The following is a 14,176-nucleotide window of genomic DNA, read 5'->3' as shown; positions in this document are numbered from 1 at the left end:
TTCCTAATTTACACATATAAGTCTCTTTTACGATAATACATATACGTGATAGTGATGAATACAACCATCAACAGAACCGACAAACCAACAAAAGCTATATCATAGCCACCATCACTTAGGATATTTTTTGCTTCAAAATATTTAAACGGCGTGACGTACTTGAATCCTTCCAAACTATCTGTCAAATCAATGGCTACTGATAAAATAAATGTTAACAATAAAATCCCCGTTGACGTCGCTATGGACAACTTTGGATTTTTCATCACCGCTGCAGCAGCAGTCCCCAGAAATAAAAATAACAGTTGCAACACCCACATGCCGCCCATCAACAGCACAATTATTGTCGTGATAGACTTGCCTTCATTAAAAAGATTTACAAATAAGATAGATGAAAGCAGTGTGACGCCATTTAAAATAAATACAATTACGACAGACGTAGCTAATTTAGCCGAAATCACTCTTGCTCTTGAAACAGGTTTGACAAATAAAAATTCCGCGGTTTTATCACGTTCTTCTTTTGACACAATCGTCGCACCCAGTATGGCCGCATGAATCGACATCATCACTAGCAAATACAAATACAACACACCGTAATAGCCATCTATCGTCGTTAAATCCAATGAACCCGTTCCCATAATCGCCTGTAAAGATGCTGGCATTTGTGCCATCAATTCATTAAGGGAATCACCTGTATTGCCTAATCCCGCATACTTGCCCATTCCGCCCCCTACCATCGCAACTACACCTATACACCACATTAGCAGCGATTTAGTATTCGCTTTCCATTCTCGTCGAACGATATTCATCAGCAAAACCTCCCCTCAGACAGATGGAATATCCTTTTTTCTATAGACGATATAACTTACCGCAATGGATACAATCAAAATAAGCGAGCCAAGCAATAGAAATCCCCATTCATACGTCTGATTCCTCAAGATATACGCCGGTTCCACGTATTGAAATGGCGTCAAATAGCGTAGTAAACCATCACCTGTGGCAGAACCGAATAAGCTAATGAAGAACAGCAGAAATACGGTACCCAGCGACACGGATAGCACTGATTTAATTTTTTGCACAACAACCGCAATCATAAATCCTAAAGCTAAAAACACGAGTTGAAGAAGAAATACAGTCAATGACAGCAAAATCAGCGTCTGCCTATGAAACGGTTCTGTCGTGACTAACGACACAATCAGTAGACTAGCCATTACGTAAATTACGTTTGTAACGAGAATACAAGTAAACGCAGCCATCATTTTTGCTAGTAAAATATCGACACGACTCACTGGTTTCGTCAACAAAAAATCGGCCGTTTTATCGCGCACTTCTTTTGATAGGATACCTATCCCTAAACTTATTGCCTGAATAGCCCCTAGCATTTTCAAATACAACAGAATATAAGAATAGAAACCGACTAATGAAAAGAACTGGTCTACTTCCAAACCGATAGCATGCCGAACCGCTTCAGGAACCCCTTCTAGCATTGTCTTAAACGATGCAACATCTTTCGTAAAAGCAGGATAAATCGACATGAATAATACGACAGCTAACACAAGTGTTACCGTCCATAGCAACGTCGTTTTGCTATAGCTTTTCAACTCATGCACATAGATATTCATATCGATTACACCTCCTCTTTTTCGTAGAAATGCATGAAAATCTCCTCTAAATCCGGCTCCACTACGGAAATATTCGTAATGGAAATCGCTGCTATTTGCTTCAGGATGGCATTGACATCTCCTTTGAAAAGAAAGCTAACCTTATGTTGATCAACAACTAAATCCGTTACGCCTTCCATCCTTAAATAATTGTGCTCTATTGGATGGGACGTCTCTATATGAATCTTTTTAAAGTGATCATCATTTAACGTGCTAATTTTCTCCAGTTTAATAATCTTACCTTCTTTAATAATTGCCACACGATCACATAAGCGTTGCACTTCCGATAAAATATGCGAAGAAAATAAAATCGTAGCACCTTTTTTATTTTCTTCTTCCAGTAGATCAAAAAATTTATGCTGCATAAGCGGATCTAAACCGCTTGTTGGTTCATCGAGAATAATGAGTTTCGGCTCATGCAACAAGCCCTGCACAATGCCTACCTTCTTTTTATTGCCAAGTGACAAATCATCAATTTTTCGATTGACATCCAGTTCCATAATCTCCACAAGTTCTTTTATACGTTTACTACAATCTTTTTTATAAAAACTAGCAGAATACTTTAGTAAATCCTTCACTTTCATATGATCATAATAAAATACTTCTGACGGTAAATAGCCGATGTCCTTCTTAATATCGGGTGCGTCTTTTATAATGTCTTTGCCAAAAATCGTTGCACTGCCGCTCGTAGGATGAATAAGCGATAATAATGTCCGGAGCGTCGTCGATTTCCCTGCGCCATTCGGGCCAATAAAACCAAAAATCTCCCCTTGCTCAACTGTGAAACTAACATCCGAAATCCCTCTTGCTTCCCCATACGTTTTCGTTAGATTGTTCACTTCGATAATATTCATTTTATCGACCCCCTTTTATATAACATACTATTCTTTACCATTAAAAAAGACTATCCAAACCAAATGGATAGTTCTTTCGCACTCGCATGAATCGATAATTTAGCATAACTACTTCTTTTTTCTTTCATCATCTTCTCTATCCAATCGATCTACAAGTCTCTCTAGTAATTTACCAAGCATTTCAACATCCGGATTCGTCCTATTATTTGATTGCTCTTTTTTCAATTCATCAATTTGCTTTTGAAGTTTGTCAAGTTCTTGCTGCTGCTGTGCATCAGAAATCAGGCCTTCTTCTATCGAAATGGCTCCACCAATCGTTTGTAAGGCATCGCCAAATGTTGAAATAGCTGAACCCAGCAACGCAATTTTGGCACCCCTATTTAAGGAGTTATCAGTAGACATTATATTATCTGGATAATTTCGCCGCAAAATCATCGCCCCTCTAACCATTTTGCCGAATGATTATTTCATCTTTCAAGATATTATATGTTATTGATGATGGTTGAGGACCTTCCTGATGATAAATGCGATCAATCAATTTGTTTCAGGCACGACAAATCCAAGCTGGACAGAATCAGCAATACGTTTATAACCGATTTCCTGATAGATTTTATTGGATGTCGGGTTCATCAAGTCCGTATATAGCACGCAGAAATCATAGTTTTTGAGTAGTTCTGTTGAGCAGGCCGCTACTATTGTCCGGGCATAGCCTTTTTTTCGCTCTTCATGCGGTGTAAAAACGAAGGACACTGTGACACCATGCTGGGTAGGACGTGCTTTTTTCATCATCGATACGACTTTACCTTCATGCTGCCACAAAAACACTTCTCGTTCACCGACAAATGTGGCCACTCGTTTTTTCACATCTTCTAGCGGCGTAATCGGAAGTCCGGTATCCTCCTCAAATATCGTAAACCAACCTTCTATCAGCGAGCAATCTCCTTCATTCGCCAAACGCCAGCTTCCAGGGCTTGGTTGCAACGCTTCATTTACTTCGTCTAGCCGATACAATCCTTGGTCCATCAACAACTGGTGCCCCATTCCCGTTTGCTCTTGCCATTTTGCTACAAAACGGTATGCCCACGACTTCAGACTAATAACAGAACTCATTTCAATCTCAAGTTCCACTAATTCCCCAATTAATACATCCAAGATTGCTTCTACTCTTTTTTCATCTACAATAATGAGATTTAACGGATGCGGTGGTGTCATTTGAATTAATGCCAACACCTGGCCCCCCTCCTCAATTGTCGCCATGAAAGGATTATCATAGCGTCCTGCTTTAATCGCTTGCAGGACACCAAAAAAGAGACTGTAGACGTCTTCCTTCTCGGCCAAAATTGGCTCGGCTTGTAACGCAAATTCATGCACATCTTTGTATGGTGTGAATTCCATTCCCTTTCCCCCAGAAAAGTATTTACAAAAAGGATATGCCCCCTTTCTCCAAAAAAGAAAGGTACCATATCCTTCAAATTACCCGAATGTTTCGCCACTGTCCAGACTTAATTGCCATTCAATACCAAACTTGTCCGTTATTTGACCATAGCATTTGCTCCAAAATGTTTCCTGCAGCTCCATGCCTACCTTGCCGCCTTCTTTTAACTTACTAAATACAGATTTAATTTCACTCTCGTCTTTACTAACCAATGCAAGGGTAATGTTATTTCCTTGTGTAAAAGGCGATCCCGGAAACGTATCCGAAAACATCACATTACTACCACTAATGTTCAGTCGTGTGTGCATCACTAAATTCTTCGCTTCTTCTGGCAGAGGATACTCCGGGTTGGGTGGTCCTTCCCCAAAAGTCATAATTTTAGGTGCTTCTGTTTCAAAAACCTCTGCGTAAAATTCTACTGCCTCACGACAATTCCCATTAAAATTAAAATAGACATCAACAGCCATTTCCCATCACTCCTTCGTTTTCATTTCTAAGCTTACCTTATCACTTTATCATGAACCTGCTTACATTCAAACAGACTACACATAATTATTCCCACAAATGGAGACAATAAAACATACATGAAGGAGCTGACAACGATGACCAATTTTTGCCCGGCATTATGGCCGGAAGAATCAATACCCGATAACGTTAAAAGACCACAATTAATAAAAAAGACATGCATCAACAAAGATGCACGTCTCTTTTTATGTATCGCAAGTATTCATTCACCAAAACATCGGTTTCTGTACCATCAGCCATAGCATGATAAGCATCAGGCCAAGGTAAATCCATGAAGTTCTCATCAGCCGGTTAAGAATATCATCTTTATCGGCGTCTGGATTATGAAACCGACGTAGCACAAATGTAAAACCTTTTGCTAAGAAAACACCTGAAATGAGTAAAATCGCAAGTGTTAGAATGACCCATGATGAAGTCCATGGATAGGGTCCAAGTATCAGTAGCAAAACGCCGGTGAAAACAAGGACGTGTCCTGCGTGCATGACAATTCGAATGACAACCTTAATAACGGATAAATATGCTTGTTCGATGCTAGCCTCAACGCCGTATAATCGATTGATGACTGGCATCAAAAGAGTTAATGGACCGATGGATAGGACTGCACTCAGCACATGAAGAAAAACAATTATTCCGTAGATTTCCGGTTTCATCTGGCAATTACTTCTCTACCGGACTGAATTCATGTACCCAAACACTCATTTTTGGAAGCCAAGGCATTTTCGCATGTGCATGCATTGACATCATTGATTGCTTGTAGGCTTCTAAATTCTCATAGCCCTCTTGCTGTGCGTGTGCATCCGTTAGTTCACCAAGTGTTTGTGAATAAAGTGCATCCACTTTAAACTCTTTGCCGTCCAACACCATAATTTCTCCAGGGTATGCATAAACACCATTGCGGCGTGTAGCTGTCTTTTCGCCGTTCAATACTTTTTGAACATCTTCCGGGATTGTTACTAGTCGTTCAATCGAACATGTTTTTTCAGGAAAACTAGTCATTAAAATCGCTCCTTCTATATTAGTACGTCTACCTTTATCATAACGATTTCCAATGATTTTTGCGACAATTCTGCGGTTGAAACCGCATCAATGTAGCAGAAGAACTATTTTCGGACACGTATCGTTCACATTTAGCCCACAAAAAGTTCACGCTCTTTAGCTTATAATTTCCGTAAGGGAAATTAGATTAAAAGGAAGGCTCAGCCTTTTAATTGAAGCTGAGCCAGTTCCGAATTTATTCACATTTGTTTCAACAAATTCGCCATTTCAATAGCAGCCGTTCCCGCATCCCAGCCTTTATTACCCGCTTTCGTTCCGGCACGCTCAATTGCTTGCTCGATTGTATCTGTTGTTAAGACACCAAAGATGACAGGAATACCTTCTTGCATATTGATGCTTGCAACTCCTTTAGCTACTTCACTGCACACATAATCGAAATGTGGTGTTGCGCCACGAATCACAGTCCCAAGTGTAATAACCGCATCATATTTACCCGAAGCAGCCATTTTCTTCGCAACAAGTGGAATTTCATAAGCACCTGGCACCCATGCAACTGCCATATCACTTTCAGCTACCCCATGGCGGCGCAATGCATCTTGTGCGCCACCCAGTAATTTTCCCGTGATAAATTCATTAAATCTTGCAACGACAATCCCTACTTTAAGTCCCGTTCCGACTAAATGTCCTTCATAAATTGTACCCATTATTATTCCCCCTTAGCTATTTAATAAGTGTCCCATTTTATTTTTCTTTGTTTCCATATACGATTTATTCTCTACTTTAACAGGCAGTTCTATTTGAATACGCTCTGTTATTTCTAACCCATGCCCTGCTAGTCCAGCAATTTTACGTGGGTTGTTTGTCAGTAGATGAATAGATGTTAAGCCAAGATCTCGTAGTATTTGTGCACCAATACCATAATCCCGAAGATCATCGAAAAATCCTAATTTCTCATTGGCTTCAACCGTGTCAAAGCCTTCTTCCTGTAGCTTGTATGCCTTCATTTTATTAACAAGACCAATCCCTCGTCCCTCCTGCCGCATATAAAGCAGGACACCCCTTCCAGCTTTTTCAATCTGCGCAAGTGCAGCTTGAAGTTGCGGACCACAATCACAGCGACACGAGCCAAAGACGTCACCTGTTAAACATTCCGAGTGAACCCTAACAAGAACATTTTCAACGTTCTCAATATCTCCTTTTACTAAGGCCATATGCTCACGTCCAGTGACTGTTTCCACATATGTGACGGCTTTAAATTGACCAAAATCCGTTGGCAGCTGAACATCAACGATACGCTCAATCAATTTCTCATTTTCCCTACGATAAGCAATTAGTTCCTGTATCGTTAATATGACAAGGTCAAATCGATCTGCTATCTCTTTCAGCTGTGCTCCTCTGGCCATCGTTCCATCGGCATTCATAATTTCACATATGACGCCGACTGGTTCTACTTCCGCAAGTATCGCAAGGTCTACTGCCGCTTCCGTATGACCCGCCCGCTTCAAAACACCGCCTGGCTTCGCAATCAACGGAAATATATGTCCTGGTCTTCTAAAGTCAGATGGTTTCGCGCCATTTCCCAGCATCTTCAAAACGGTTTCTGAACGTTCGAATGCAGAAATTCCAGTATGACATTGCGAATGATCAACACTAATTGTGAACGCAGTCCCGTGCGCATCACTGTTATTTTCTGTCATAAGCCCAAGTTCGAGTTGTTTCGCTTTTTCCTCATCTATCGGTACACAGATTAGTCCTCGGCCTTCCGTTGCCATGAAGTTAATCATTTCAGGTGTAGCAAATTCACCAAGTGCAACAAAGTCTCCTTCATTTTCCCGGTCTTCATCATCAACAACAATAATTGCTTTTCCTTTTTTCAGTTCGTCGACTGCTTTTTCTACAGTGGTATACATCTACTTTGCCCCCTTAACTAAGGAATCCACTTGCAGCAAGAGTATCCATTGTTAAACCGCCAGTTGGATTCCCTTTGTTTATAGTCATTAGCCGTTCCATATATTTTGCGAGCATATCGCATTCTACGTTTACTCGATCCCCGGCCCGTTTTCTGCCAACGATTGAGTCCTCTTGCGTGACCGGGATAAGTGAGATGATAAAACTTTTTTGCCTCACTTCAAAGACAGTCAGTGACGTTCCATCTACGGTTACTGAACCTTTCGGGATAAAATACGTTAACAAGTCAGCTGCAACGCTAATCTCCATATAAATCGCATTTTCTTTTTGTCTAATCGAAACAATTTCACCTGTGCCATCCACATGTCCACTGACGAAATGACCACCAAAACGACCATTCGCCGCCATCGCACGCTCTAAATTAACTAGACTTCCCGTGCGCAAAGCTTGAAGTGTTGTTGCTTTTACAGTCTCCGGCATGACATCTGCTGTAAATTGGTTGCTTGAGAAGTCTGATACCGTCAAACAAACACCATTTACTGCGAGGCTATCCCCTTTTTTTACATCACTGAGCACTTTGCTACAACGAATTGATAGTTGCAATGAATTCGGTGATGACTTTACCGCTGAAATCGTGCCGATTTCTTCAATAATTCCAGTAAACAACTTTTGTCAATCCTCCTTCACGAACCTGGCGTGCAATCGGATATCATCCCCAATTTGTCGCACATCTAAAAAACGGAGGGATTCACTTTCCCCCATTAGGTTCCGTGTGTCGTCCATAAACAAAGAAGCACCGTTGCCAATCAGTTTCGGAGCCATATACAAATACAATTCATCTGCTAGACCTTCATTGATGAAACTGGAATGAACACGGCTGCCACCTTCGACGAACAACGTCATAATGCCTTTACTCGCCAGACGTTTTAATACTTCATCCAAAAAAGGTACATCTGCTGAAATCCTTTCAATGGAAACAAAAGGGTGTTCAAAAAAGACAGTTCTCGACTTTGGAGAATCGAGTGTAAAAATAATTGTTGCTGCAGCACCATCAGTAACGATATTTGCTGTTGTTGGCGTCCTTAGATGCCGATCTACAATAATTCGAATTGGATTCTTTCCACCATGGGGCAAACGGGTGGTGAGGAAAGGGTTATCGTGAAGTACGGTTTGTACGCCGACCAAAATTGCGTCATGGGTATGGCGGAGGTAATGGACATCGGTTCTTGCTGCATCCGAAGTAATCCATTTGCTGTCCCCAGTCTGCGTTGAAAGACGACCGTCGAGAGTTGCGGCGGCTTTCAAGGTGACATACGGCTTTCCGTATTTTATAAAATGAAAAAATGCTCGGTTCAACTGCTCTGCCTCTTCCTGTAAAATACCGGTGACAACTTCAATTCCGGCAGCTTTAAGAAGCCCGATTCCCGTTCCATTGACGGAAGGATTCGGATCGATGGACGCGACGAAAACACGGCGAATACCGCTCGTAATAATGAGATCTGTGCACGGAGGTGTTTTCCCTGTATGGGCACACGGTTCCAGTGTTACATAAAGATCTGCACCATAGGACTCTACACCAGCCATCATCAAAGCATGCACTTCAGCGTGTGGAGTTCCCGCTTTTAAGTGCGCACCTGTTCCGATAATCTGGCCATCTTTTACACAAACAGCACCGACAAGTGGATTCGGCGAAGTTTGTCCTTGTGCACTGCGCGCCAGATCAAGAGCAATTCTCATATAATGTTGAGGTTCCATCAGCATTCCCCCTTTCAATAGTTATGAAAGGGCAGAGCTAAATAAGCATCATACGTATAGTCAAACAGCTTCTCCCATCCAGACTTTAACTGTCGGTGCCGGATTTTCACCAGCTCCACCGCCTTCCAAAAAGGAAGGTCGGGTCACGGACTAACGAGCGATTGCTCGATCACCGCCGGTAAGGAATTTCACCTTGCCCCGAAGAGTTTTTCTAAAACGTACTACTGTTAAATTAACACACCACTTCAATTTAAGCAAAAAAGACTTAGTTCCGATTGAACGGAGCTAAGTCTTTACTAGGTTTCTAACCTAGTTCTTCAAATCTTCAATCGAGTCAATGTCCATATACTGTGGCACGACAAGACCGACTTTGACGCCTTCCATGTTAATGCCAAGTTCTTCGAATTTGCCTTCAAATTTATCGGCATATGTTTTATGCGTCAATGGTAACCATGCCGCAAGTGATGCATCTGCACTGCCATCTGCAACTGCAGTCCATAAAGGACCCGCTTCAACTTGCGTCAATGATACGTTATAACCCATTTCTTCCAATACTAATTTCATCACATTATGGCTAGCAATTTCACTATCCCATGCCACATAAGCTAGTTTGATTTTGTCGCCATCTACTTTGTTTACTCCCGCGGTCCACTCGGCTACTTTATCTGCATTGGCATCAATCCAGTTTTGCGCAGCAACCGCTTCTTTTTCGCCTTCTTGAATAGCAATCATCACTTCACCCATATCGGCTTCTGTCCAGTTGAATTGGGATAGAATTTGGTATGCTTCTGGTAAATCCTCAGCCAGTCCAAGTCTACCAATTGTACGAATTTGTTCTTCTCCGCCGTACACACCTTTCGGATCTTCAAGATATTTCAAATCGTATTGGGCAAATTTCCAATGTGGCGTCCAGCCTGTTACCACAATTGGCGCTTCTTTATCGTAGGCTTTTTTCAAAGCTGCCGTCATCGCTGCACTTGAACCTGTTACCAAGTCGTATTCATCCAAGCCATACTCTACAATCACTTTTTCAGTTGCTTCCATAATACCTGCGCCTGGATCAATTCCTGTAATTTTATAGTTCAGTGACTCGCCGACAGATTTTGTTGAATCCGTCCCTGCTTTTCCATCATCATTGCCACATGCTACAAGTCCAAGTGCTAATAGAGCTACTGCCCCAAGTCCAACTACTTTTTTCGTCAGTTTCATAATGAAGTTCCCCCTTGTTTTTTCTTGCCAGCTTGCTGTGTCACTCGGTCCAAAATAATGGCCACGATCACAATCGCTAGACCCGCTTCAAACCCAACACCCGTTTTTAATTGTGTAACAGCCCTGTATACTTCTTCACCAAGGCCCGGTGCCCCAACCATGGAAGCAATAACAACCATAGATAATGACAACATTATGCTTTGATTGACACCCGCCATAATGGTCGGTTTGGCTAGCGGAATTTGGACTTTCATTAATCGCTGCCATGTCGTCGAACCAAATGCTTCTGTTGCTTCAATTAAATCTTTCGGAACTTGCTCAATGCCAAGCATCGTCAAGCGAATCGTTGGTGGCATCGAGAATATAACCGATGCAACCACTCCCGGAACAACCCCAATATTGAAGAAGAAAATCGCTGGTAGCAAATACACAAATGCAGGCATCGTCTGCATAAGATCCAGAATAGGATTAATGATTTTACGCGCTCGTGCTTGCTGTGAGCCCCAAATACCCAGCGGAATGCCAATCACAATCGCTATCGTGACCGAAGTAACGACCAATGCTAACATCTGCAACATCGGATACCAATAGCCTAAATAATCGATGAACAATAAACCAATTAGCGACATCAATGCAATCCGCCGCGTGGAGATCAACCACGCTAGCAAGGAGAATAGAACGGCAAGCAGAATAGATGGCACCATATTTAGTCCTTCCACTGACCCTTCAACAATCCCCGCAAGTACATCTGAAATACCATCAAATACAGTGCCAAATGTAGTCACAAGCCAGTCGACCCCATTATCAATCCAATCCGCGAACGGTAGACGAGGTAAGTTATTCATTTGACTCCACCTCCAAGTCAGTTTTTTCGACGGAATCAACGACACCATCATTATTTATAAACTGATTGTCGCCCGCCAATGCACCAATCAGTGCACCACGAATAATAATTCCTTGTAGCTTGTTATCTTCATTGACCACTGCAACAGGTATCACTGCTGTGGAAACGATATCAAATAAATCTATCAGCAATGTATCTGCAGACATCATCGGTAAATCACAAATGAGAACTTCATGCAGTGTTTTACCTGATTCAGCCGCAGCTACAGCATCCTGTGCAGTTACTGCGCCTAATAGCCGATTCCCTTTGTCCACCACATAAATGGATGAAATCCCAAGACGTTTCATCAGTCGCAGCGCAACCCGTGCTCCCCGATCAACTTGAACTGTATCCGCTTTTTTCATAATGTGACCTGCCGTCAAGACCTTCGACAAATCTACATCTTCAACGAAACGTTCCACATATTCATTGGATGGGCTCATCAAGATTTCTTCAGGTGTCCCAATCTGAACGATTTCTCCGTCCTTCATCAGCGCAATCCGATCGCCTATACGCAATGCCTCATCCAAGTCATGGGTAATGAAGATAATCGTTTTGCCCATATCATTATGAAGTTGCAACAATTCATCTTGCATATCTTTTCGAATTAATGGATCAAGTGCACTAAACGCCTCATCCATTAATAAAATATCGGGCCCATTCGCTAACGCTCTTGCAAGACCTACACGCTGCTGCATTCCCCCACTTAATTGGTTCGGATACTGATCTTCATACCCTGCAAGACCAACAAGTTTCAGAGATTCTTTCGCCTTTTCCTGACGTTCGGCTTTCGCTACGCCTTGGATTTCTAGCCCGTATTCCGTATTTTCAAGAATCGTCTTATGCGGGAAGAGTGCAAAGTTTTGAAAAACCATACCAATTTTTTTACGCCTTACTTCACGAAGCTGTTCTTTATTCATCTTGACGATATCCTCACCGTCTAGCAAAATCGTGCCCATTGTCGGGTCAATCAAACGGTTCAGCAACCTGACGAGCGTTGATTTCCCACTACCGGACAACCCCATAATGACAAATATTTCACCCTCGTAGACATCAAAGGATGCTTTTTTCACACCGACTGTTGCACCAGTCGCTTTCAATATTTCGCTTTTCGTCTTTCCTTCATTGAGCAGCTGCGCGGCTCGCTTACTGTTTTTGCCGAAAATCTTAGTCGTGTTGTGCACTTCGATTTTTTTACTAACAATTGGATCACTCATGCGTACACTCCTTACATTTTTTAGAACTGATTAACATTTACTAGTATAGACCTAACTAAATAAAAATTCAACCGTTTAGACTAAGTTAATAGTTTGTACAGTAAAAACTGTACAAACAATAATTATTATAAATTGCTTTTTGCCAACGGATATAATACGCTAGAATAAAATAACTGGGTTGGTTTACGTATGCCGATGACAGTGGAGGGAAATTGCATGAACGGTAAAGAAAGACTTGAAAAAACGCGTGAACGGGTTATTGAATCCATCGCACAAAATATACATCTTTACGGCCTTACACCTTCTTCTGGAAGACAGTTTGGCACTATGTTTTTTCATAATGAGCCGTTGACATTAGATGAAATGACGGAAGAACTTGGGATGAGTAAAACGAGCATGAGCACTTCTGTACGGGCATTATCCGATTTAAAATTGGTCGAGCGCGCTTGGAAAAGAGGCGTCCGAAAAGATCTCTATCAGGTAACAGATGATTGGTATCAAAGCTTTATTGATTTATTTTCAATTAAGTGGAGAAAATCTGTTAACCAGCATTCCATCGCAGTTCGTAGGTCATTAGTCGAGCTAGAGGAATTAGTGGTAGACCCATCCATCAGCGAGGAAGTAAAAGAGCTGGCCCATATAGATATCGAGAAATTACAGTACATGCGTGATTACTACGAATGGCTCGACCGACTTGTCGATGCTTTTGAAGATCATGATATTTTTAATCTCGTACCGATTAAAAAACCATAAAGTAAAAGCCACTTCATCCGACTAAGTTAGTCTGGCGAAGTGGCTTTTGTATTTGGTGAATTAGCTTGTGCTTATAATTTCGCTCATCGCCATGACAGTTTCGGGGATTCTACTTACAGTTTTACCTTTTGCCATGACAGTCAAAGTTTTCACTTACAGTTTTGCCACTTTCACTGACAGTTTCAATAATCGACTTTATAGTTACACAAAGCAACAAAAAACCGTACCCCAAAGGATACGGCTTTCTAGCTACTTACTATATGATTCATCCATTCCGTACTCGTCTGGCAAAATCGACAAACTGGAATTTATCCGGTCGGTGTCGAGATTCTGTATATTGAAACAGACTCGTATCCTCCAAATAAACCCTGCTCTTAATAACTACCACATTTGAATGATGCTCCAAATCCAGCAATTCCCTATCTTCAGATGTAGGTTCTTCCACTATGATCTCTTTTCGGGCATAACTGATTTTCAACTGTAGCTCATTCTCCAAATAGTCATAAATAGAATCTTCACAGATCTCTTTCGTTAGCGTTGGAATGAAATCTTTAGTAAAATAATCTTTATCCAAAATGACTTTCTCACCAGAAATCTCTCTAATTCGAACGACTTTCCATACGGGTTCGTTCACTTTCACATCTAATTTAGACTGTAGCTTTTGATCAGCTTTTACAATTGAAAGTTCGTTGACAATCGTATGCGTCGGAAACTTCAAATTGGTGGCAAGCTCTTTAAAACTAACGATTCCTGAAACGGGAAAATCGAATTTATTGCGGCTAATAATGACGGAACCTTTGCCACGTACTTTTTGTATATAACCATCTTGTGCAAGTAAATCTAGCGCTTTCCGAATGGTTTCGCGTGACACTTCGTACGTCTGTGCTAGACTGTTTTCCGAAGGAAGCATCGTCGAGTCGCCCCAATATTTCGTCGTTGTTTTATTCACTAAATCATGATATATCGTTAAATACTTTTCCATT

General features: G+C 41.5%; 17 protein-coding genes and 1 riboswitch. Of the genes, 1 reads left to right on the top strand and 16 read right to left on the bottom strand.

The window, feature by feature from the left end; genetic code table 11:
* Positions 1 to 8: 8 nt before the first annotated feature.
* The 15 genes from R2B72_RS00320 to R2B72_RS00250 all read right to left on the bottom strand — a co-directional run bounded on the left by R2B72_RS00320 (position 9) and on the right by R2B72_RS00250 (position 12,440).
* Entirely contained in the window at positions 9 to 806 is a 798-nt protein-coding gene (locus tag R2B72_RS00320; protein ID WP_318614088.1) for an ABC transporter permease subunit, read from the bottom strand.
* 15 nt (positions 807 to 821) lie between these two features.
* Positions 822 to 1,619, bottom strand: a complete 798-nt coding sequence (locus tag R2B72_RS00315) for an ABC transporter permease subunit (protein WP_318614087.1) — start codon at positions 1,617 to 1,619, stop codon at positions 822 to 824.
* Positions 1,620 to 1,624: 5 nt separating this feature from the next.
* Positions 1,625 to 2,512: an ABC transporter ATP-binding protein gene (locus tag R2B72_RS00310; protein WP_318614086.1), complete on the bottom strand. Its 888-nt coding sequence runs from the start codon at positions 2,510 to 2,512 to the stop codon at positions 1,625 to 1,627.
* 108 nt (positions 2,513 to 2,620) lie between these two features.
* On the bottom strand, positions 2,621 to 2,941 hold the full coding sequence (locus tag R2B72_RS00305; RefSeq protein ID WP_318614085.1) for a hypothetical protein: 321 nt from the start codon (positions 2,939 to 2,941) through the stop codon (positions 2,621 to 2,623).
* Between the two features lie 105 nt (positions 2,942 to 3,046).
* Positions 3,047 to 3,907 carry a GNAT family N-acetyltransferase gene (locus R2B72_RS00300; RefSeq protein WP_318614084.1) on the bottom strand — a complete coding sequence of 287 codons (861 nt, stop codon included), beginning with the start codon at positions 3,905 to 3,907 and terminating at the stop codon, positions 3,047 to 3,049.
* Between the two features lie 78 nt (positions 3,908 to 3,985).
* Entirely contained in the window at positions 3,986 to 4,414 is a 429-nt protein-coding gene (locus R2B72_RS00295) for a VOC family protein (RefSeq protein ID WP_318614083.1), read from the bottom strand.
* Between the two features lie 264 nt (positions 4,415 to 4,678).
* On the bottom strand, positions 4,679 to 5,122 hold the full coding sequence (locus tag R2B72_RS00290; protein WP_318614082.1) for a DUF2269 family protein: 444 nt from the start codon (positions 5,120 to 5,122) through the stop codon (positions 4,679 to 4,681).
* A gap of 7 nt (positions 5,123 to 5,129) precedes the next feature.
* Entirely contained in the window at positions 5,130 to 5,468 is a 339-nt protein-coding gene (locus tag R2B72_RS00285) for an ASCH domain-containing protein (protein ID WP_318614081.1), read from the bottom strand.
* A gap of 239 nt (positions 5,469 to 5,707) precedes the next feature.
* Positions 5,708 to 6,172: a 6,7-dimethyl-8-ribityllumazine synthase gene (gene ribE / locus R2B72_RS00280; protein WP_318614080.1), complete on the bottom strand. Its 465-nt coding sequence runs from the start codon at positions 6,170 to 6,172 to the stop codon at positions 5,708 to 5,710.
* A 12-nt stretch (positions 6,173 to 6,184) separates the two neighbouring features.
* Positions 6,185 to 7,378, bottom strand: a complete 1,194-nt coding sequence (locus tag R2B72_RS00275) for a bifunctional 3,4-dihydroxy-2-butanone-4-phosphate synthase/GTP cyclohydrolase II (protein ID WP_318614079.1) — start codon at positions 7,376 to 7,378, stop codon at positions 6,185 to 6,187.
* Positions 7,379 to 7,391: 13 nt separating this feature from the next.
* Entirely contained in the window at positions 7,392 to 8,042 is a 651-nt protein-coding gene (gene ribE / locus R2B72_RS00270) for a riboflavin synthase (RefSeq protein ID WP_318614078.1), read from the bottom strand.
* A gap of 6 nt (positions 8,043 to 8,048) precedes the next feature.
* Positions 8,049 to 9,131 (bottom strand): bifunctional diaminohydroxyphosphoribosylaminopyrimidine deaminase/5-amino-6-(5-phosphoribosylamino)uracil reductase RibD, encoded by a 1,083-nt coding sequence (ribD, locus tag R2B72_RS00265; RefSeq protein ID WP_318614077.1) that lies wholly within the window; start codon positions 9,129 to 9,131, stop codon positions 8,049 to 8,051.
* 62 nt (positions 9,132 to 9,193) lie between these two features.
* Positions 9,194 to 9,341, bottom strand: a riboswitch (FMN riboswitch).
* A gap of 99 nt (positions 9,342 to 9,440) precedes the next feature.
* Positions 9,441 to 10,334: a glycine betaine ABC transporter substrate-binding protein gene (locus R2B72_RS00260; protein ID WP_412177771.1), complete on the bottom strand. Its 894-nt coding sequence runs from the start codon at positions 10,332 to 10,334 to the stop codon at positions 9,441 to 9,443.
* Positions 10,335 to 10,336: 2 nt separating this feature from the next.
* Positions 10,337 to 11,185 (bottom strand): proline/glycine betaine ABC transporter permease, encoded by an 849-nt coding sequence (locus R2B72_RS00255; protein WP_318614074.1) that lies wholly within the window; start codon positions 11,183 to 11,185, stop codon positions 10,337 to 10,339.
* Positions 11,178 to 12,440 (bottom strand): glycine betaine/L-proline ABC transporter ATP-binding protein, encoded by a 1,263-nt coding sequence (locus tag R2B72_RS00250; protein WP_318614073.1) that lies wholly within the window; start codon positions 12,438 to 12,440, stop codon positions 11,178 to 11,180. Before R2B72_RS00250 ends, R2B72_RS00255 begins: the two co-directional genes overlap by 8 nt.
* Positions 12,441 to 12,656: 216 nt before the next feature.
* Here R2B72_RS00250 and R2B72_RS00245 point away from each other — a divergent pair, with 216 nt between their 5' ends.
* Complete coding sequence (locus R2B72_RS00245) at positions 12,657 to 13,193, top strand: GbsR/MarR family transcriptional regulator (protein WP_318614072.1); 537 nt, start codon at positions 12,657 to 12,659, stop codon at positions 13,191 to 13,193.
* Between the two features lie 265 nt (positions 13,194 to 13,458).
* On the opposite strand, the gene treR is transcribed toward R2B72_RS00245, so the two are convergent.
* Positions 13,459 to 14,175 carry a trehalose operon repressor gene (gene treR, locus R2B72_RS00240; RefSeq protein ID WP_318614071.1) on the bottom strand — a complete coding sequence of 239 codons (717 nt, stop codon included), beginning with the start codon at positions 14,173 to 14,175 and terminating at the stop codon, positions 13,459 to 13,461.
* Between the last annotated feature and the right edge of the window lies 1 nt (position 14,176).

The organism is Sporosarcina sp. YIM B06819 (genome assembly GCF_033485175.1).
Taxonomy (GTDB): domain Bacteria; phylum Bacillota; class Bacilli; order Bacillales_A; family Planococcaceae; genus Sporosarcina.
Note: the sequence above shows the minus strand (reverse complement) of the source record. Positions and strands in the feature narration are given on the sequence as shown.